The following is a 20,322-nucleotide window of genomic DNA, read 5'->3' as shown; positions in this document are numbered from 1 at the left end:
GTTATTTTTTTATTGACACTCGCGGTAGAGAACTGCCGGGACACTTAATTAATCAATACCTTGAGGTTTTTGTGGCTAATTTACTCACTGAAGAATTATATCATTTACTCGTCGAAAAACAGGCTCTAATTCAAGACCCTATAATTGTCCCCCATGGTTACCCAAGCCTTAAGGCACAAACGATTCAGCAAGAGCTTCGTGATGAAATTGACGCTTTACTAACGCTTCTTAAACAAGGCATCGATGTATTTCGGCAAGGTTTTTTAGAGCGTTGTAAACAACGTGCTGAACAAAATGCCGGCACTTGTTTAAGCCTCTTTGCCATGCCCGAGGGGGAATGCAATCAATTGTACTGGCAACTTGCCGAACGTTTATTTGAGCCTAAAATCATGGGAGACCTGTTAGGCATCCTGACCCCCAATCTCTCCTCCCTGGTTAGCTATGAAGTTGGCTCTAATGCAAGCCAGGATTCATTACGCGAACGCGCCAAAAACCCTGTCTTCCATTTTAAAGAAAGAGACCTTAGCAGTTTAAACCAGGAACCATCGCGTGCTGCTTTAAGTGAACTTGCTGTTAGCGGCAATCAACTTTTTGATGTGACTAACCTCGTACAATTCGATTTCGTCACCCATGAAAAATTCTTTGATGCCTTTCAAAAGCAATACCCAGAATTAGCCGCCGCACTTTATCAGCATAATGAAGCCTTCAAAACGCTTCAAAAGAACTTAATGGTAGTCAGTAAAGGGCTATCACCACGAGAAGTCATTCAAGAGCTCATTCAACAGTTTCTTTTAGGCGGGGAAACCTTAACCGGGGAAATCGAAGCCAGCCTCGAGGCTCAAAAAGCCGTAACCGATTTCTTTGGCTATTTGGAATCACTTCCTCCCCCACTGAAACAAGCGTTACTACTGTTAAAAACGAAGGCAGGACTCTCATTAAACGATGTTTGTGAACACCTAAGAAATGAAAACTGTGTCGAGCAGGCTGCTTCGCATTTAAAAGATATTCTAACTAATGAGACCAATGCAGTAACACTGGATATCAAACCTCATTTGTCGCCAGAACAGTTGCAGGCGATTCAACGGCTTTATAGGAGAGCACGCCCTTTACCCGCCGCCAGTACGAATGCCACCACAACGCTACCCATACACTACCTGGAGGAGAATTTAAACCAATTAGTTATCGATGATGAGCAAGCGTATTTAAATCTTTTACTTGCCTTTCCTCCAGGATACTACTCTCTACTCTTCAGACATGCACAAATTACCTGTGAGCCAGCTTTACCGGACGAACTGGGTGAAATGATAGAGAATGGATTCTTTAATAGAGAACAACTGGCTGCTCTTAACCAGGCCATTGTTGGCAATATGGAGCGCTTGGGTGGTTTGTCCGAATGCCTGCACTTCGCCCTCTATAACAATTATGAACTACTAGAACTTATTTTAACGCCATTGCCTTCTGATGAACGCCTGGCGCCATTCAAAATAAAATATCGCAAAGATAAAACGTTTTTGCATTTCATGATAGAAGCCCCAGAAGCATTAAGGATCGTTTTGCCTTTGTTACCTGAGTCAGAACGCTTGGCTTTAGTCAATGAAAAAGAGATAACAGGCAACAGTGCTTTACACCTTTCAGCCAATAATCCAGACGCGTTAAAAGCTATCTTAACGTCATTACCTGAAACCGACCGCCTTGTTGCAGTCAGTACAAAAAACAGTAAACACAGCTCCACGCTCCATCTTGCGGCCAATAACCCAGAGGCTTTAAAAGCTATTTTAGAGTCACTACCCGAATCCGATCGCCTGGCTGCAATCAACATAAAGAACAGCGACGGAGACCGTATACTCCATGTTGCTGCCGATAATCCAGAGGCGTTGAAAGTCATTTTAACTTCATTGCCCGAATCCGCCCGTTTAACTGCCGTTAAAAAGAAAAACAGTGAAGGTAACTCTAGCCTCCATTACGTTATCGATAAGCGCGAAGCATTGGAAACTATTTTGACTTTACTGCCTGAAGATCAGCGCTGGGAAGCTGTCCAACAAAGAAATAGCAATAATGCCAGTCTTTTGCATCGACTTGTCTATCATAAAAAAAATGCCTTAAGCATGGTTTTTGGCTTATTACACGAGTCGCATCGCTTAGCGGCAATTCAAGAAAAAAATCGCGCAGGCAACAGCCTCCTGCAAAGGCTTTTTTCTCAACCAGAAACAATTATCATGCTGTTGACTCTACTACCTAAAACTGACCGCTTTGCAGCAATTACAGAGAAAGACGATAGGGGTAATACTCTCTTGTACAGGGTAGAGATGCAAGCCTTAGCAACTATTTTGGAGTTGTTACCAGAAACTGAGCGTCTTGCAGCACTGACCATACAAAATAAACGCGGTAAAAGTGTTCTGCATACGATGTCGATTGATAATTCGCCAGCAATGACAGCTGTTCTCACCGCTGTGCCAGAAGAGAAGCGCCTGGCTGTACTGAGAGATAGAGACTATGAAGGCGAGCAGAGCCTACTGCTGCGAATTGCCGATGAGCCGAAAATATTACAAGCGATCTTAACGTTATTACCTCAGACCGATCGCCTCACCGCACTCATTGAAGAAGACGGTGAAGACAATAAAATTTTATATCAATTCGCTGATAGTTCAGAAACCTTGCAGGCTATTTTAGCTTTATTATCACCAGCCGATTATGACATTGCTATCAAGGAAATAGACTATTATAAGCAGGCGACCTTATTTAATTTCCTGCAGGAAAAGCGACGGCTACTAAAGGATGTTGGGGTAGCCCATGATTACCCAAGCCTTAAGGCAGAAACGATTCAGCAAGAACTTCACGACGAAATTGAAGCCTTGATAAAACTTCTTGGCGAGGGCTTAGAGACTTTTCGCCTGGGATTTTTAGAGCGCTGCAAACAGCGAGCCGAGCAAAATGCCGGTACTTGTTTAAGCCTCTTTGCCATGCCCGAGGGGGAATGTAATCAATTGTATTGGCAAATTGCCGAACGTTTATTTGAGCCTAAAACCATGGGAGACCTGTTAGGCATCCTGGCTCCCAATATCACCTCCCTGGTTAGCTATGAAGTTGCCTCTGATGTGAGCCAAGATTCATTACGCGAACGCGCCAAAAATCCTGCCTTCCATTTTGAAGAAAGAGACCTTAGCAGTTTAAACCAGGAACCCTCCCGTGCTGCTTTAAGCGAACTCGCTGTTAGCGGCAATCAACTTTTTGATGTGACTAACCTCGTACAATTCGATTTCGTCACCCATGAAAAATTCTTTGATGCCTTTCAAAAGCAATACCCAGAATTAGCCGCCGCACTTTATCAGCATAATGAAGCCTTCAAAACGCTTCAAAAGAACTTAATGGTAGTCAGTAAAGGGCTATCACCACGAGAAGTCATTCAAGAGCTCATTCAACAGTTTCTTTTAGGCGGGGAAACCTTAACCGGGGAAATCGAAGCCAGCCTCGAGGCTCAAAAAGCCGTAACCGATTTCTTTGGCTATTTGGAATCGCTTCCTGACGCCATGAAAGAAGCATTATTACGATTAGAAACTCAGTCAGGCACCTCATTAACCGGTGTTTGTGAACACTTAAGAAATGAAACCTGTGTCGAGCTGGCTGCATCCTATTTAAAAGATATTCTAAGGAATGAAGCCAATGCAGTTACACTGGATACCCGACCTCATGGGTCGCCAGAACAATTGCAGGCAATTCAACGGCTTTATGGAAGAACTCGTCCTTTACCCGCCGCCAGTACGAATACCACCACAACGCTACCCATACAGTACCTTGGAGAAGGTTTAAAGCAATTAGTTATTGAGGATGAACAGGCTTATTTAAATCTTTTACTGGCGGTTCCTCCAAGCTACTACACGCTATTACTCAAACATGTGCAAACTTCCTGCGATCCTGACTTACCGGGGGAGTTGGGCGAAATGATGAGGAGCGGACTCTTTAATAGAGAACAGTTCACAGCGCTTAACCACGCCATTGTTGCCAATAGGGAGCGATTTGGCGGCTTTACCGAAACCCTGCGATTCGCCTTAAACTACAGCAATTATGAGTTATTGGGACTTGTTCTAACGTCATTGTCCCCTGATGAACGCCTGGCACAATTCAAAGTAAACTATGATGGCGACGACGGGTACAGATACACTCTCCTGCATATGATGTCGGGCAAACCGGAAGCATTAGCGACTGCTTTAACGTTGCTCCCGGAGTCAGAGCGCTTGGCTGCAATCCATGAGGAAGACAGCGAAGGTAACAGTGTGTTACACCTTGCTGTAAATAACCCAGACGCGTTAAAAGCTATTTTAACCTCACTGCCCGCATCTGCTCGCCTGAAGGCCATCGACAAGAAAAACAGCGCAGGCAACTCGGTGCTCCATATCGCTATTAATAGTCCCCGGGCATTGCAAACTATTTTGGATTTACTTTCCCCAAAAGAGCAAGCTGCCGTCAAGGAAGAAGAAGATTATAAACGGATGACCTTAGTTAATCTCCTCCAGGAAAAACGAGCGTTATTAAAGGATTTGGGGATAGCCCATGATTACCCAAGCCTCAGGGCGGAAGTGATCGAGCAGGAACTTCACATCCAAATTGAATCATTGCTACAAATTCTACCTCATTGCAAGGATTTAGAAGCCTTTGGCCAGGTATTTTTAGTTTGGTGTAAATCCCGTGCTGAAGAAAATGCAGGGACTTGTCTAAGCTTGTTTGCAATGCCAGATGGAGAGTGTAATCAACTCTATTGGCAAATTGCCGAACTTTTATTTAAGCCCAAGACCATGGGAGACATGTTAGGCCTATTAGCCCCTCACGTTACCACGCTGGTCAACTATGAGGTTAATTCCGATGCAAGTCAGGATTCATTGCGTGAACGCACGAGAAATCCTCTCTTTCGTTTCCAAGAAAAAAGTCTGGCCTGTTTAGAGCAGACTCCCTCCCGTGCTGCCTTGCGCGAATTGGCTGTTAGCGGCAGTCAACTCTTTGAGGTGGCCAATCTCATCCAATTTGATTTTTCCACCCATGAAAAATTCTTTAATGCCTTCCAAAAGCAATACCCAAACTTAGCCGACGCGCTTTATCAACATAATGATGCCTTCAAAACACTGCAAAAAAACTTAGTGCTAGTTAGCAAGGGCCAGACACCTCGAGAAGTCATTAATGAGTTCATTCAGCAGCTTCTTTTGGGAGGTGAAACCCTAACAGGAGAACCCTTTGCCAGTATCGATACACAAAAAGCAGTGACTGATTTTTTTGGCTATCTGGAATCGCTTCCAAACACGCTGAAGGAAGCATTATTAACGTTGCAAACCAAGGAAGTTGCTCTTTTTTCGTTACATAATGTTTGTGAACATTTAAGAAGAGAAAACTGTGTCGAGCTCGCTGCATCCTATTTAAAAGATATTCTAAGGAATGAAGCCAATGCAGCTACCCTGGATAGCAGGCCTCACTTTTCGCCAGAACAACTGCAAGCGACTCAACGGCTTTATGGAAGAACACGCCCTTTACCTGCCACCGGTACGAATACAACCACGACGCTACCCACCTACTACCTTGAAGACAATTTAAAACAATTAGTGATTAATGACGAACAGGCTTATTTAAGTCTTCTTCTTGCCTTTCCTCCAAGCTACTACACGCTACTATTCAAGCATGCGCAAATTTCATGCGAACCAGCTTTACCAGTAGAGCTCGGTGACATGATAGAAAATGGCCTCTTTAATAACGAGCAACTAACCGCCCTTAATCAAGCCATTGTTGACAATAGGGAGCGATTGGGCGGCTTTTTCGAATGCATGCAATTCGCCCTAAATTACAACAATTATGAGTTAGCGAAATGGGTTCTAACCTCATTGCCCCCAGAACAGCGTGTAGCGCGACTCACAGAAAAAGATGAGGTCGAAAACACACTTCTGCACGCGATAGCCAAACTACCCGAAATCTTAACGATTGCTTTAACCTTGTTACCCGAATCAGAGCGCTTGGCTATAATCAATGGCAAAGGCAGTAAAGGCAAGAGTGTTTTACAGCTTGCTGCCAAAAACCCCCAGGCATTAAAAGCTATTTTAATGTCGCTTCCTGAGTCGGACCGCCTCGCTGCTGTTAATGAAAAGAATGGTAATGGCGATTCAACACTCCATCTTGCCGCCTATAACCAAAAATCCTTAGAGACTATTCTAACCGCCTTACCTGCCATTCAACGCTGGGATGCAGTCAACGAAGAAAATGGCAAGCACATCAATTTGTTGCGTCAAATTGCTAACAAGACAGACACCTTAGCGATGGTTTTTGGCCTTTTGCACGAATCACATCGCTCGCTGGCGAATAAAGTCAATAACCTCCTGATCGGGACTATCTATTCTTCCGAAACCTTAACCACCCTATTGGCCTTAATACCCGAAACCGAGCGCTTAGCAGCACTTAAAGACGATAGAGGCAATATCATCCTGCCTGATTTATACGCACGATACCTCTTTAATTTGAAAGATATTTTACCGTTATTGCCGAATAGTGATCTCCTTGAATTCGTGACTGCAAAGGGAGGCGACTATCAAAATATCCTCAAGCGGATAACGACAAGAGAAGAATTTATCACCCTGTTGGATTTATTACCTGAAGCAGTACCGTTAACCAGCTCAACTTATTCTGCTAAAAAGAATGCACAAATTTCACTGCTGTATAGCAATATTAATCAATTAAGAAGCTACGGCCGAAAATTATATGATCAATTGAATGACAAAGAGGCTGAGACAGAGGGTAAAAAAGCCATTTTTTTAGCACTCAATCTCAATCATTTTGCCAACAAATTTGTTGATGCACAAAATAATGAGGAACGACAAATCGCCAAAATGGCGTTTGAAAAAGAACTGCGAAAAGGCATACTCGATATGCAACACCGGGCACTTTGGAAACCTATTCTCGCTAATATCGTCCTTGCTGCTACAGGCCTAGGCTTGTTGGTGATTGCAGGGAAAGTATGTTTAACTGGAAGCGCTTTTTTTATGCAAACCGAACGCCATAAGCAAATCGATAAAATCGCCAGTACTTTTACTGTGTTACAGATAGAAGAGGAAACGCCGTTGGTGAGTGCGTCCATTTAAGCCTATCACTAAAAATCCCTCTTCAATCGTCACTCCGAACAAAGAGAAAATCTCCTGGGTCTTCAGGAGATTCTCCCGCTACGTTCAAGAGGATGCTGTGGAGGGAAACCCAGGATGACATGGAATACGCATCAATAAATCGGATAGATCATTATTTGCAATCACCGGGCCTCACGGAGGCTCGGCCTAATTCAGCGCCCTTTTTATCATCATAAATAGCAGAAAAAATTATGCCTTGCTTAACATAACGACTTAAATCCTTGTCGCTGCAAATTTCTTTTATTAATTGGGGTTTGATATTGTCGTTAAAGTAATTCAGATCAATCTCTGCTTTATCGGCCTTCAGTAACCGATAGCGGTAGGTAATTGTTTTGTTATCAAATGAAATCGCGTAAATTTCGGTGTCGGAGTCAATTTTACTCGGTAAGGCTTTCTTTAACTGAGTGACTTCCATTTTTATTTTATCGGACAAGCTAGCCCTAAAGAATAAATTGGCTAATAAAACCGCTTTCACAACAAGTAGGACAGCACCCAGAATTACTGCCAGTTTGGCAAGCCATCGCCAGAGTCTACGCCCCTTGTATGTATTACTACTTCGCCAAATTGCAACATAAATTAAAGGGAAATAAATAAAAGGGAAAATAAGATAGAGGTAAAAAAACCATTCCATAGAAGAGGTTGTTGCCAATTGAAAGTAGTATTTTTCGATTACCTTCCCTATGCCATTATAAATAATCGCGGGGATTACTCCAAAAACCCAATAGGTAATAACCAGCCGACTATTCCCTTTTAATAAATCCCGCATCGTTTAAAGCCCCTGGGGTTCATTGATTTGTTGTAGCCAAAATCGATATCGTTTTCATATCAAGCCTGGTCTTATTGCTCCAGCATTTCGATCATTAAATGATTCACTTCCACTTCGTTGTGAAAAGCATTTTCTACCATTTCTCGCGAGTACTCTTTTTGGCTTGGCAGCATGATGAAAACCTCGCGTCGAGGATTATAGAGGGCATGTATTACGCCATACTCAAAGGTGTTTATGGTAGTATCGGCTTGTGGAGAACATTTATGTTTTAGCCACCTTTTAAAGTTTTCATGCTCAGTCATTATCTTTTCCTTGAATTAGAGCTACAAACTAAATATAGAATAAAGGCAAGCAGTTGGCACTTGAAGTCATCTGTGATAAAAAGTTTGTCGATTAATGTTGTTTCCAATTTTATTAAGGGAAAAAAATGAAACCGGCTATTTCCATGTACAATGCTTCAGTCCCCGTTTTTAAACAATTACTGAATTCATTAAATACCATTTTAGATAAGGCCCAAACCCATCTGGTCAGTGGTGAAATAGCAGCTGATTCCCTGCTGCAGGCAAACCTGTTTCCGGATATGTTCAATTTTACCCGCCAAATCCAAATCGCAACTGATTTTGCCAAGGGAGTTGTTGCCCGCTTAGCAGGTGTGGAAGTGCCTGTTTATGACGATAATGAAGATAGCTTTGAAGCCTTACAGGCACGCATTGAAAAAACCCTGAAATTTATCGCTGCTATTAAACCTGAACAGCTTAATGGTAGTGAAGAAAAAGAAATCACCATTCGTCCTGGCACCCCTAAAGAAAGAACCTTTAACGGCCAAACCTATCTCTTACACTACGGCCTGCCGCAATTTTTCTTTCACGTAACCACCGCCTATGGCATCTTGAGAAATCAGGGTGTTGAGATAGGAAAAATGGATTACATGGGAAGAATTCCCTAGTCCCGGTTTATTTATAGTCACCGGCTAATGAAAGATAGATTAGTTGGCCGATGAAGTTGTCTTCAACGAAATCCTTGTGTCATGATTTATTCCTTTTTTTGGTTTTTGCAGGTTGGGCGCCTCGCCCAACAGCGCCTGCTCATCACAGATCGGGCAAGGGCCCGACCTGTGATGAGCAGGGGGTCTGATATCACCATAACGCAATCCCTAGGCAATCGCTTCGGCCATGTTCTTACACTCGAGTTTTTGGAAAATTTTGTCAGGGTGGCATTCCAGAACCCTTGTATCTCACACCATAATCCATTGTTCCTTTTATTTTTTAGTCAGTTACCTCCTCGCCTCAGCTATCAATTTTACGCCAGAAACAACCGTGGAAAATCGCAGAGAAGAACTTTTTTCAAGCCGCTTTCACACGCACTTTCCTCGAACAGCATTTATAGATAAAGTGTTGATATCCTTTTTTCACCGAATCAGTGAAGAATCTCCCCGGAATTAGGAGAGCTCCCACTGCGTTTGAGATAACGCCGGAGTGAGTTACAAGTCTATGTACCATTTTTATCGCACCTTTTTAATCACAGTCATTTGGCTTTCCCTATTGACCGTACCTTATATGGTTGTTGCTTATGCCTGTTATGCGGGCCTATGCGGTGGCTCCGCAGCAACAGCACTTAGAAACGAGCATCCGCACTATATTTCAATCATCGGCTATTCGATCTGGCTCTACCCACTGATCGCTCTTTATGCGCTCTATCACTCTCGCAAATTGGCTGAAAATGCTTATCGTTCTACAGCTATCTTATGGCTTCCTTTACTTTGCCTGCTTCCTTTTATTGTCGTGATGTATAAAACCAATCAGATAGAGGCTCAAGAGAAGCAGCAGAGAGAAGCTTACTATCGCGCCCAACCTAACGATTTCGTTTGCGCTCCGGGGAAATTTATCCGTTTTGATCCCTTACAACCTGAACACACCTGTTTTTTTACGGGAACCCCCGATGGTAAAGGATCAGCTGTCTCTTATTTTTATAAAACTGGCGAGTTAAACGCGTTTTTAAAAAACAACAAAATAGATAGCTCGCAATGTAAAAATCAAAAAGGAATTCCATTCAGCAATTTTATCAAACCCTAAAGCGTGGGGCTCAGCAGAATAACCTGCCTAAAGGATGTCAGGTAAATAAACCCTGGTTTTTTGCTTATACTTCCAATTAGACTTAAGTTTTTGTTACTGTTAACCCTAGCGTTCGGGCAGAGACGGCGCATAGCGCATCCCAAGCCCGAACGCTATGGGTTAGTAATTTATACCATTTAAACTGCCCTTGCCCTCAGGTCATTATGAAAAATAATACACAGCAATCACTCCCTCAATTTATCCTTAGTCTTTTAAAGCCCTATAAAAGTTATCTGGCCATTTTTGCCTTTGTCGCCCTCGTTTGGGCAATAACAAATACCCTGCTGCCTTATATTCTCAAAATCATTATTGATAAGGCAGTGGCAACGGCTGGCGATCGCTCATCCTTTACTCTAATTCAACCTTACATTTTTTTATATATCGCGGTATGGATAGGCCTATGCCTTGATATGCGCCTTTTGGACTGGGTCAAAATGAAGTTGTTCCCCAATCTTCGCCAGGACACCATGGAAAAGATGTTTGCCTACTTAAACCAGCATTCTCACCAATATTTCCAAAACAATTTTGCTGGTAGTTTAATTAATAAAATTTCCGATATGCAAGGTGGAATTATTGAAATTCTTACTACTCTCGATGATATGTATGCCCAATTATTAGGCCTTATCATCGCTATCACTACCTTACTGTTAATTCATCCTGTCTTTGCCTTCATTTTGATTGCCTGGGTTATCAGTTTTCTACTCATCACTTTTTTATTTTTAAAACCGATTGAAAATCTTTCCCATGTCTTTGCCGAAGCACGTAGTTCTGTAGTCGGTAAAATGGTAGATAGCATCAGTAATATTGTGAATATTCGGTTGTTCGCCAAACATGCTTATGAAAACTCTTATATCAGCAGAGCCATTGTTGACACGGTACAAAAAGACAGGAAGATGCAGGCGAAGATCATCCACATGAGAATTTATTGGGATATCAGTATCGTTGCCTTATTAGGCTTCAATCTTTGGTTATTAGGGCGGATGTACAGCCAAAATCTGGTAACGGTAGGCGATTTTAGTTTTATTATTAGCTTATCCATCAGTATATTATGGAATCTCTGGTTTATTGCCGGTCAATTCGTTGCCTTTTCCGAGCAAATCGGTAAATGCAAGCAAGCCCTTTCTATCATTAATGCCGTTCATGACATTGTAGACGTTAAGGATGCAAAACCCCTGGTTGTTCATCAGGGTGAAATCCAATTTGAAAATGTCAGCTTTCATTATGATAAAGGATCGCGTCTTTTTAAAAATAAGACGATTGTGCTTCATCCTGGTGAAAAGGTAGGCCTTGTTGGTTTTTCAGGAAGCGGCAAAAGTACTTTTGTAAACCTCATTTTAAGACTATTTGCGGTTGAATCCGGCCGGATAACCATTGATCAGCAAAATATTAGTGAGGTCACGCAAGAGTCATTACGAGAAAACATTGCGTTAATACCTCAGGATATTTCTTTATTTCACCGTAGCTTAATGGAAAATATTCGCTACGGACGTTCGGATGCCAGTGATGACGAGGTCATTAGCGCCTCTGAAAAAGCCCATTGCCATGAATTTATTAGCCAGCTTTATGAAGGGTATCAATCGATGGTGGGAGAGCGGGGCATCAAATTATCCGGCGGGCAACGCCAGCGCATTGCGATTGCAAGAGCAATATTAAAAAATGCACCCATTCTCATTTTAGATGAGGCCACTTCAGCACTTGATTCGGTAACCGAAAAATACATTCAGGATGCCTTACACCGTTTGATGCAAGGAAAAACGACCCTTGTTATTGCTCATCGCTTATCCACTCTCTCTGCAATGGATAGAATCCTGGTCTTTGATAATGGCCAGATTATTGAAGATGGAACTCATCAAGAGTTAATCGGGCTAAAAGGACATTATGCCAAAATGTGGCAAATGCAGGCCGGGGGGTTTTTGCCAGAAGAACCGGTAGAGTAATCACCAATAACGCCAGAGCCCCCCTCGACGAGGGGAGTTTTTGGACAAAAATTATGAATTGGTAGGGCCGCCAAGACCGCTACTAATGTTCTGCTGTCGTTCATCTTCATCAGGGTCTTGAACTTCAACAAACGGTGCAATAAAACCTGACTGGTTCAATGCTTTTGTTGGCGCGCTAGAAACATCTTGGAAGAAATTACTTTTTCTTTGAAAAGTATCAGAAAGAGAAATTCCAATAACAACTAAAACGCTCGAAATCGTAGCAAGAAAACTATAAAAAGCAGATTTAATTTGCGCATCGCTTTCGATAGCGTCTTTATGCATTGAACATACAAGATTTATTTTTCGCTCAAAATTCGCAAACTCTTTGATTTGCGCATCAGGAGACAATGCAAAATGCTGGTTAACAATTGCTGTTAATTTAACAAAAGCACTCTCTAATTCTTGCAGATATGGATTTGCCCCAGCTTTTAATTGTTGGATGCTTGCATCGATTAAATGTAATTTATCTCGCGCAACTTGCTCAGGATTAATTAAGTTATTTCGCAAGTACATCTCTAGAGCCATATTTAAAGCATGAAAGGCCTGGTATTCTTCTGGTTCATCCGCGAAGCTTATTTCACGTTTAAATGAGTCTAGAATCTTTCCAAGCTCCGGATGTATTTTAATTCCACTAACTGCCGGCTTAATAATGCTATCCATATGCGCCAAATATTTATCAGGCTCATAAGTAGATTTCTCGAGGGACTCTCTAAGTATTGCAACCGATATCGCAGTTAACTCTTTTTGATTCACTGCATTATCAGGATTCTTCAAATACTTTATCAGCGATGCTCTAAACTGTTGGGTCAATTCTTTAGACATAATTTACAGCTATTAATTTATTTAAAAATAAGCATAGCAAGTGAATATTAAGACAATGTTAAGAAAAGACCAGTTTGCCACTTAAAAGGACTGCATGTGGATAAAAATTTGGCGCGATCCTCGCAATACGTCTGTTTGCACAAGACTATTGTGGGAGTACCAGGAAAATGAGATTAATTTTCCTGAAACCTGGTTATCAACCATTTTTGAGAGGAATCACTATCCTTAGGCACAGGTTCTACAACAATCGTTTGGACTAACGGCGGGTTAAAGGGACCGCTCGAAGTGGCCCATTGATAAGTAATTTGAAATTGCCAGCACTTCTTATCTTTTGGTGTCTTTTTGATTTTATAAGAAGTAATCCAGGGACTGGACGTTCCAGACACCCAATAAGGCCAGTTGTCTTTATATTTATTTTTTAAAGACTGGGAAAACAGCATAAACTGCACTGCACCATTACGATCTTTATTGGCCTGAGCAAATAAGGCAGCGACTTTATCTGGACTATCAGGTGCTAAGGCTTTTTCCAGCATTGCAATGCGAGCGGCATCGGATTCCGACTGCGGGACAGCCTCGGTAGCATTAACTGGCAAAAAAGAAGATAAAATAACTGTGGAGAAAAAAATTAAGAGCAATTTTGAAGTTTTCATAACTTTCCCTGATACAAAACATTAAAATTGTTCAATGAGTTTATCCCTTTAATGATGGCTATTCCACCAATACTTCTTTACTCACTGAGCGCTCTCCTGAGGAGTGGTAGCAAGCCACGTCTCGGAAGCTAAGCATCAACGCTTCGAAACAGCACTGCGCGCTTCCCCAGCCCGAACGGGTCAGCTGATGCCTGAAAAAATCTCTTTTTCCTGTCTAGATTTTTGTGGGGCTCTCTCAGATCTCGAACGCGGTGAGAGATCTCTTGAGATTGTACACTGTACTAGCTTTCTATCTTATGTCCAAGAGGTAGTATTTTTCATCATTTTCCCGTAAAATTCTTCGCCATTGGATTTAGTGGAACGCTTACTGTTCCTACAGGACGTTGGCACGCCATTGCAAAGTAGTTAACCTAATATTGGAGTTCATAATGACAAGAATTGTTCAACCTATTTTTGAAAACACAAACCGGGAGTTACTTCAATCTACAAAACATCGTTTTTTTACTATGTTTACTCCTATCCAAGGATATAAAGATCAAAGAGGTAAACAAGTAAAAGAATCTGATCTCCTTGCCTGCGTGGCAAATCCATTTATTGATACTTATTTAGAACCAGCCTTTGCACTTGATGCTGCAATTCATCTTTTGAATGCTACTGCCTCTTTAGCGAAAGCGCTTTATACCTGGTCTCTTAATCAGCAAAAGACAAAAACGCTCGTCGATAAAGAGTCTGCACAAGAATTTGGTGAAGCTTGGTCTAGCGTGTGCCATGCAGCTTCAATGGTGGTAGCTCAAACTTTAAACGTCATATTCAGCTATATTAGCCTCTTTACACGCCCAATAGCTTCTATTATTCAAGAAGTTATTGATGATACTCCTACTTATTCTTCCTATTCGCGTACTTAGTAGCTATTTCCCGGATGCGATTCACTGCATCCGGGAAATCCCCCCTTGCCCATTTATCCAGTATCCTTCGACTCCGATACAATAAGATAATCTTTAATACCTTATTTCTTAAGGCACTTTTCAAGCGCTTTATTGGCTTTTACCGCATTACGAAGATCTCTTGATTTAACTGCTGCCAGGAGATATTCCGATATAATACGGGCAGGCTTAACGACCCCTACCATCTGCTTCAAGGCTGCCATCGTAGCCGGCGAGGCATTCTTCGCATAGATTTGAAACAGGTGATCCAATACCGAATAATCTTGCTTGCAATAGCGCGCTACACTACAAAAGAACAGCCAGATATCTCTTGCCTGTGCTTGCGCGAGACTCATTACTGCCACAGGATTTTCTTCCAAATCAATCAAGAAGACCGTGTCGTTTTGCAAAGTCATATCGCGCAAAGAAGGCCGGCCATGACATAAATTAGCCTGGTGTAAATTGGCAAGGGAAGACATTGCTTTTTCAAACAAAGCAACTCGTTCTTCGCGATCGATGATTTGCTCTGCCAACTGCTGTAAATTTAAACCAACATCACTGGTAATAATGTAACCGGACGTTGATGCTAAAACCTCCGGTACTGGCAAGCCTTTTGTAGCAAATAAACGCAGGCGCTCTGCTTCCTGGACCAGACTATCCGATTTATCTGTCACCACTGTAGGATAAAAAGTAGCGATGGGAATTAGATATGTTAACAGCGAGGCCAAGCGATGCCACTTCGTTTTTTTAGAGGGTGGACGGCGTTTTATCCAGATGGTTTGACCTTCCACATCGATACGACTTAAGAATTCTGAAGGATGCTTTTTTATATACTCATCCGCTATTTGAAGAACTTGCATTGTTGACTGCATTTTTTTACACCAATATAACTGGCGAGTACTATATTTAATAGTCACTAAATTTGCAAATAAACTCTTGGTATTCACAACTGCATCAGAGAAATCCTTTCTTGGGGTCTGCACCCCGAATTTTAACCGCCGGCTTTCCACCCTTATTTATCGTCATTTTTTTAAGAAAAATAGCTCGCGATTTATTCTTTATTCAGGAAAAAGAAAATTATGTCATCCAATGAATCCTTTGTTAGGCAGGGAAATCCCGACCTATTTTGCACAAACGAGTTATAGGGCTATAGGCTTTTAATTTGCCGATTTAATCCAAGGCGAGAACCACCAGATTCCCGTCTGCGGCAAAGGATAAACGTTGTCTTCCTGCGCAATATGGCCAGTAGGTAAGTTGGGCGCTACGCCCAACACCTTGATGCCTAGGATTAACAGCCTCTATTTTTTTGCCATGGATGCGAAGAAGGCCTCGGCCCGCTTCCCAATTTCATGCTGGGTCAAATCTTCTTTATGTGTCGCGATCATCCAGGAATAACCAAAAGGATCTTTAAGATGCCCGGCACGATCCCCCCAAAACATATCGGTTACTGGCATGGTCTCCTTGCCCCCGGCAGTAACAGCCTGCTTGAAGAATTCATCCACATTAGCGACGTAAAGAAAGAGTCCTACGGGTGAGTTACCCAGTGTTTCGGCACTTTTTGCACAATTTTCCCCACCATTCATCTCATCACCCATCATAATAATCGAATTACCGATTTTAATGGTGGCATGCATAATTCCTTTTCCGTCAGGATTAGGAAAAAGATCAACAATTTGGGCATTAAATGCTTTTTTGTAGAATTCAATGGCTTGTTGACTGTCTTTAAAAGTGAGGGTTGGTGTAACAGTATGAAATCCCTCTGGAACTGCCTGGGTCATGTTTCTTCTCCTTCCGTTTTTTATAAAATTCCGGGTCAACGTTGTCCGTTCGCCTAAACGCTTAATCTGATAAACAAAATAGCTTAAAACATGGAGAATACAAAGGCTTGATGCTCTCATCCTGCCAACAATTAGCGCCCCACTTGCTGCCAAATCCAGATTAACCCTGTTGCTATTCATTAAAAACTCCGTAGTGAGCCAATAAACAAGGTTATCCGGCTCATGCCTTACCTGATTTTAATTTTTTAAAAAGATTACCTATACTCCAATAACTAACCCCATTGGAGGAACTGTAATGGAATGCACCTGCAACAAATGCGGAATGGGTGTAAAAGGCTTAACCTGCAGTAAATGCAATACGTCCTTGGTTAAGGATACAATTAACAAAGATAACCATAAAATACAGGTGGCAAAATGCCCGAAAGGCTGTGGCATGATTAAATCACCTGTCTGCTGTGGCCAAGACATGACTTGCTCAAGCTAAGCGTCAGATGGGACCCAGTGCTGGCGAATAAATGGATTGCTGCCAGGGTGGCCTAAAAATTTTTAGGCCTCTTTTGGCATAACCTCCATGACTCCGCCCATGCCAGCAACAATTCTCGCTTAAATTAGGCTGTTTAGCGAGATTACTATTGAGTTGCGAAAGCAATATCAACGGATCTATAAGAAAATTCGCGCCCCAGCCTTGCTAATTCCCTAGCCCCCCTCTCTTCTTACTAACGGATTTCTGAAAGAAACTTGCCATTCCTCCACAGCAGGATAATATAAATGTTAGGGAATTGACTGAGGGAATAAAGATGCCAACTATTAAAGCCAATGGTATCGATATTTATTATGAGTCACATGGTAAAGGCGAACCATTGGTCTTGATTGCCGGTTATACCGGCGATCATACGTTTTGGCGCTTGATAGTGGATGAATTGGCAGAGCAGTTCCAGGTTATTATCTTTGATAACCGCGGCATAGGCCAAACAAAAGATAGGGGTGTATCCTTTACCCTGGATACGATGGTAGAAGATACCATCGCCCTAATACAACAATTAGGCCTTGTACGACCGCATGTTGTAGGACAATCAATGGGTGGAGCGATTGCCCAGGGCATTGCCAGAAGACATGCCGACAAGATCAACAAGTTAGTCATTCTTAATTCAACATCCCAATTTACTCGCCGTTCAATGATGGCAGTCGAAACCTTCTTACATTTTCAGCAAGAAAATCTATCTTTGGATTCCTTTGCAGAAAGCTGTATGACCTGGTTTTTTTCGAGTACCTATCTGAGTCAACCAGAAAATATTGCCGCGTTTAAAGAACTGTTGAAAAATAATCCCTATCCTCAATCTCTTGCAGATCAGAAACGTCAATTTGAAGTTTTATTATCATTTGATTCCAGTAAATGGCTACACGAAATAACCTCCCCCACTCTGGTTATTGCCGCAAAGGACGATATCATCACGCTGCCGGCGGAGGGTGAGTCCCTTGCAAAGGGGATAGCGAAGGCACAATTTAGCCTGATACCTGGCGGCCATTCCAGCCCGGTAGAGCAAGTCCCGGAAATGAACAGGATTCTAATTAAATTTTTAACCTCTTAGGCAAGCTAAGCGTTCGATGAATCCTCTTTTTGTCCCGGGCAAAGATTATGGTCTTTGAGTGCTTTGACAATCGCATAATTAATTTCGCTTGAAACGACCTGTTTTAAGTCGACATTTTTAATGAAATACCACAAATCAATAACAACATATAAAATACTAGGCGACGGCGTTAATTCAAAGAGCACCACAGGCTGATGGGGAGGCTCCTGGATAACATTGGGATTGTTCTTGACTACCTCAAGTAAAAGTTGCTTGGCTAGCTCAAAATCACTGTTACTATCAAGAATAATCTGGCTATTCATGCGACACATTTTATTGTTATGGTAGGTATAATTGGTAAAGGATTTATTAATCAGACTCGAATTGGGAATAATGACATCAGCATGGGTTAAAGTCGTTATTTGTGTGGATAATAAACGTATTTTTTTTATGTAACCTTCCGTATCATCAATGATGACCAGATCACCCGGTGTAACTGGTTTACGCATTAGCAAAATGATGCCGCTGACAAAATCACTGACAAGATATTGTAAACCAAAACCCATTCCAATAGATAAGGCACCCGCAATGACGGCAAGGCTCATGAAATTAACACCAGCCATTAGCAGGCCCGATATAACAGCAATGACAAAAACAATATAAGTAATAAGCGTTGCAATAGTATCCTGGCGATATAATTCACCTTTAAATGCGCTACGGCGTGCCACATAAGTGGACAAGGCCCTACCCAACATAATAAGTATACAGAATAGAATGGCGCCTCTTACTATTCGTTTTGGCCAGATGGAAATATCAGCAATAGTGAAGCCATTAAAATAAAGTGCTTTACCCGTATCAATGTAATATTGTGAAACGCCCCATATCTTCATAAAAATGAAGAGCATAAATAAAATGAAGCCCGCATTCAGAATCATTCTTATAGTGAATAGTTCAATGAGTTTTTTGTGGGGCTTTAACCCCATCCAGGCATGAATTTTTTGCGAAAGAGGTTGTTCAGGAGCACTTAATAAAAAATAGACCTTTCCAAATAATTGCGTTACCTTCCAGGTGACCCATATCAACAAGATGCTGGCAAAGACGTTGGGGAAAAAATGAATGGCAAAATTAATATAGCCTAGCCAAGCCATAACAATAGTAAATAAGCTCATACCGGCTAATAAAATTTTAGCCAATTTAGCTTTAAGAGAAGAGATTGTTTTAAAAAAAGGAGGCCGCAAAATAAGCCATCCTAACCAACAGGCAGCCAGGCTAAGCAAGGTAATGAAAAGAGTAATGCGTAGCTCTAAAAGTTGAGGGGGAACCCATTGCCCCCGTATTAAAATGGCGCCTATAGCCCCGCAAAGCAGTAAAGTCATCAGAACAGTATAGCGTTTTAGTAAAACCGCTCTTAGACTGTCCGTCATATAGCTTATATAATTTGCGCCTATAAGTAGAACGAATCTTAACAGGCCAATAGCAAGCAGATAGTAGAATAATGCATTGAATAATAAAATAACGCCTGGATAAGGTACCACTCCCGCCAAAACCCAATGAAGATATAAATTAGCTAGCAAAACAGGAAAAAGGAACGATAACGGCCATTGAAGGATAGGAATTACCTCTTTGAAAAAAAATGTTTTTTTAATATTATTACTGATAAAATTAATGCCAACTAAAACAAAAACAATGCCGCCCAGCAAGATACTAACCAATACGACAAGATGGGTACTATTCAACTGTTGAATGCCACTATACTGATAGAACGTTTGCTCATTGAGCGGGAGTGTGAAAAATTGGCTATCAATTTTCTCCCAAATCGGCGATGTTCTGGTTAGAAGGTTGGATAAGCGGGTTTTAGACATTCTGGTATTAATTTCATTAATTACCTCCTGAGCCCTATAATCAAAAAAAATACATTCTGCAGTTAGTTTTTCATTGAGACTTCTCTGGTTAATTAAATATTGATAGCGCGTATCTTTTTCTTCCTTTAAAACCGTCAATACGGAGTTATTTTTCAGCATCCCATCAATTTTTTGTAATTCTGATTTTCCTTTTGATATGCACTGATTGGCGTGCTCTTTGAGTACATTGATCGTTTTGACCGCCTCGTATAACTCACTATAATTCACCTTCGTTGCCAATTCACGATTTATCTCTTCAAGCTGGCTCAGGGCCTGGGGGGCATTAAAACCGATGTTAGACTGAAATTGCGATTCGGCCGCATTGGCAGCAGATAAGAGTAATAAAACAAAAAGCAGAATAAATACCGTTATTCTATCTATTGGCATTGCTGCTTACTCCAACTCACCTATAAGCTAGCGGGTTACAACAAAAATCTGTTGCCATTGCAAACAAAGTGAAGCAAACCAGTACCTGTTTCTAACAAATATCGCTTTGGGTTGCTTCGCCAAGGCTCACAAGGAAACAGTTACATACCCTGTGAACGCTTACACCCGCGGTTAAGATCTTATTGTAATAATAGCAGTTAGAAATATAGATAAAGCAAAAACTTAGGATTTGAAGGTTAATCGTTCATTGAGAGAGATTAAACGTTAAAGGACACACAAACAGGCAAAA

Annotated in this window: 14 protein-coding genes; 6 read left to right on the top strand and 8 right to left on the bottom strand. The window is 41.6% G+C overall.

What is annotated here, in order from left to right; genetic code table 11:
- Nucleotides 1-71 precede the first annotated feature (71 nt).
- Nucleotides 72-7,109 (top strand): ankyrin repeat domain-containing protein, encoded by a 7,038-nt coding sequence (locus DYC89_RS00265; RefSeq protein WP_115219981.1) that lies wholly within the window; start codon nucleotides 72-74, stop codon nucleotides 7,107-7,109.
- Nucleotides 7,110-7,260: 151 nt separating this feature from the next.
- Here the strand turns inward: DYC89_RS00265 and DYC89_RS00260 are convergent, their stop codons facing one another.
- Together DYC89_RS00260 and DYC89_RS00255 are read right to left on the bottom strand one after the other, a co-directional pair.
- Nucleotides 7,261-7,914 (bottom strand): hypothetical protein, encoded by a 654-nt coding sequence (locus tag DYC89_RS00260; protein WP_115219980.1) that lies wholly within the window; start codon nucleotides 7,912-7,914, stop codon nucleotides 7,261-7,263.
- A gap of 71 nt (nucleotides 7,915-7,985) precedes the next feature.
- A complete protein-coding gene (locus DYC89_RS00255; protein WP_115219979.1) occupies nucleotides 7,986-8,216 on the bottom strand; it encodes a hypothetical protein in 231 nt (76 codons plus the stop codon).
- A gap of 125 nt (nucleotides 8,217-8,341) precedes the next feature.
- Between DYC89_RS00255 and DYC89_RS00250 the strand changes: the two genes are divergently transcribed.
- The 3 genes from DYC89_RS00250 to DYC89_RS00240 all read left to right on the top strand — a co-directional run bounded on the left by DYC89_RS00250 (nucleotide 8,342) and on the right by DYC89_RS00240 (nucleotide 11,962).
- Nucleotides 8,342-8,860, top strand: a complete 519-nt coding sequence (locus DYC89_RS00250; protein ID WP_058446439.1) for a DUF1993 domain-containing protein — start codon at nucleotides 8,342-8,344, stop codon at nucleotides 8,858-8,860.
- A 544-nt stretch (nucleotides 8,861-9,404) separates the two neighbouring features.
- Nucleotides 9,405-9,986 carry a hypothetical protein gene (locus DYC89_RS00245; RefSeq protein ID WP_115219978.1) on the top strand — a complete coding sequence of 194 codons (582 nt, stop codon included), beginning with the start codon at nucleotides 9,405-9,407 and terminating at the stop codon, nucleotides 9,984-9,986.
- A gap of 203 nt (nucleotides 9,987-10,189) precedes the next feature.
- A complete protein-coding gene (locus DYC89_RS00240) occupies nucleotides 10,190-11,962 on the top strand; it encodes an ABC transporter ATP-binding protein (protein ID WP_115219977.1) in 1,773 nt (590 codons plus the stop codon).
- A 51-nt stretch (nucleotides 11,963-12,013) separates the two neighbouring features.
- Here the strand turns inward: DYC89_RS00240 and DYC89_RS00235 are convergent, their stop codons facing one another.
- Together DYC89_RS00235 and DYC89_RS00230 are read right to left on the bottom strand one after the other, a co-directional pair.
- Nucleotides 12,014-12,826, bottom strand: a complete 813-nt coding sequence (locus DYC89_RS00235) for a hypothetical protein (protein WP_115219976.1) — start codon at nucleotides 12,824-12,826, stop codon at nucleotides 12,014-12,016.
- A gap of 173 nt (nucleotides 12,827-12,999) precedes the next feature.
- A complete protein-coding gene (locus DYC89_RS00230; protein ID WP_181879286.1) occupies nucleotides 13,000-13,476 on the bottom strand; it encodes a hypothetical protein in 477 nt (158 codons plus the stop codon).
- Between the two features lie 428 nt (nucleotides 13,477-13,904).
- Between DYC89_RS00230 and DYC89_RS00225 the strand changes: the two genes are divergently transcribed.
- Complete coding sequence (locus tag DYC89_RS00225) at nucleotides 13,905-14,381, top strand: hypothetical protein (RefSeq protein WP_115219975.1); 477 nt, start codon at nucleotides 13,905-13,907, stop codon at nucleotides 14,379-14,381.
- A 101-nt stretch (nucleotides 14,382-14,482) separates the two neighbouring features.
- Here DYC89_RS00225 and DYC89_RS00220 read toward each other — a convergent pair whose 3' ends face one another.
- The 3 genes from DYC89_RS00220 to DYC89_RS16410 form a co-directional block, all read right to left on the bottom strand.
- On the bottom strand, nucleotides 14,483-15,259 hold the full coding sequence (locus DYC89_RS00220) for a hypothetical protein (protein ID WP_147285457.1): 777 nt from the start codon (nucleotides 15,257-15,259) through the stop codon (nucleotides 14,483-14,485).
- A 438-nt stretch (nucleotides 15,260-15,697) separates the two neighbouring features.
- On the bottom strand, nucleotides 15,698-16,357 hold the full coding sequence (locus DYC89_RS00215) for a VOC family protein (protein ID WP_245953915.1): 660 nt from the start codon (nucleotides 16,355-16,357) through the stop codon (nucleotides 15,698-15,700).
- 78 nt (nucleotides 16,358-16,435) lie between these two features.
- Nucleotides 16,436-16,645: a hypothetical protein gene (locus tag DYC89_RS16410; protein ID WP_181879285.1), complete on the bottom strand. Its 210-nt coding sequence runs from the start codon at nucleotides 16,643-16,645 to the stop codon at nucleotides 16,436-16,438.
- 329 nt (nucleotides 16,646-16,974) lie between these two features.
- Here DYC89_RS16410 and DYC89_RS00205 point away from each other — a divergent pair, with 329 nt between their 5' ends.
- A complete protein-coding gene (locus DYC89_RS00205; RefSeq protein ID WP_115219972.1) occupies nucleotides 16,975-17,766 on the top strand; it encodes an alpha/beta fold hydrolase in 792 nt (263 codons plus the stop codon).
- Between the two features lie 5 nt (nucleotides 17,767-17,771).
- Here the strand turns inward: DYC89_RS00205 and DYC89_RS00200 are convergent, their stop codons facing one another.
- Nucleotides 17,772-20,033 (bottom strand): mechanosensitive ion channel family protein, encoded by a 2,262-nt coding sequence (locus DYC89_RS00200; RefSeq protein WP_115219971.1) that lies wholly within the window; start codon nucleotides 20,031-20,033, stop codon nucleotides 17,772-17,774.
- Nucleotides 20,034-20,322 lie beyond the last annotated feature (289 nt).

This window comes from Legionella donaldsonii (assembly GCF_900452385.1).
Classification (GTDB): Bacteria; Pseudomonadota; Gammaproteobacteria; order Legionellales; family Legionellaceae; genus Tatlockia; species Tatlockia donaldsonii.
Note: the sequence above shows the minus strand (reverse complement) of the source record. Positions and strands in the feature narration are given on the sequence as shown.

Coding starts and splice junctions, on each gene's coding strand:
- DYC89_RS00260 (WP_115219980.1), bottom strand. CDS start 7,914: ATGCGGGATTTATTAAAAGGGAATAGTCGGCTGGTTATTACCTATTGG.
- DYC89_RS00255 (WP_115219979.1), bottom strand. CDS start 8,216: ATGACTGAGCATGAAAACTTTAAAAGGTGGCTAAAACATAAATGTTCT.
- DYC89_RS00250 (WP_058446439.1), top strand. CDS start 8,342: ATGAAACCGGCTATTTCCATGTACAATGCTTCAGTCCCCGTTTTTAAA.
- DYC89_RS00245 (WP_115219978.1), top strand. CDS start 9,405: ATGTACCATTTTTATCGCACCTTTTTAATCACAGTCATTTGGCTTTCC.
- DYC89_RS00240 (WP_115219977.1), top strand. CDS start 10,190: ATGAAAAATAATACACAGCAATCACTCCCTCAATTTATCCTTAGTCTT.
- DYC89_RS00235 (WP_115219976.1), bottom strand. CDS start 12,826: ATGTCTAAAGAATTGACCCAACAGTTTAGAGCATCGCTGATAAAGTAT.
- DYC89_RS00230 (WP_181879286.1), bottom strand. CDS start 13,476: ATGAAAACTTCAAAATTGCTCTTAATTTTTTTCTCCACAGTTATTTTA.
- DYC89_RS00225 (WP_115219975.1), top strand. CDS start 13,905: ATGACAAGAATTGTTCAACCTATTTTTGAAAACACAAACCGGGAGTTA.
- DYC89_RS00220 (WP_147285457.1), bottom strand. CDS start 15,259: ATGCAAGTTCTTCAAATAGCGGATGAGTATATAAAAAAGCATCCTTCA.
- DYC89_RS00215 (WP_245953915.1), bottom strand. CDS start 16,357: ATGAATAGCAACAGGGTTAATCTGGATTTGGCAGCAAGTGGGGCGCTA.
- DYC89_RS16410 (WP_181879285.1), bottom strand. CDS start 16,645: ATGTCTTGGCCACAGCAGACAGGTGATTTAATCATGCCACAGCCTTTC.
- DYC89_RS00205 (WP_115219972.1), top strand. CDS start 16,975: ATGCCAACTATTAAAGCCAATGGTATCGATATTTATTATGAGTCACAT.
- DYC89_RS00200 (WP_115219971.1), bottom strand. CDS start 20,033: ATGCCAATAGATAGAATAACGGTATTTATTCTGCTTTTTGTTTTATTA.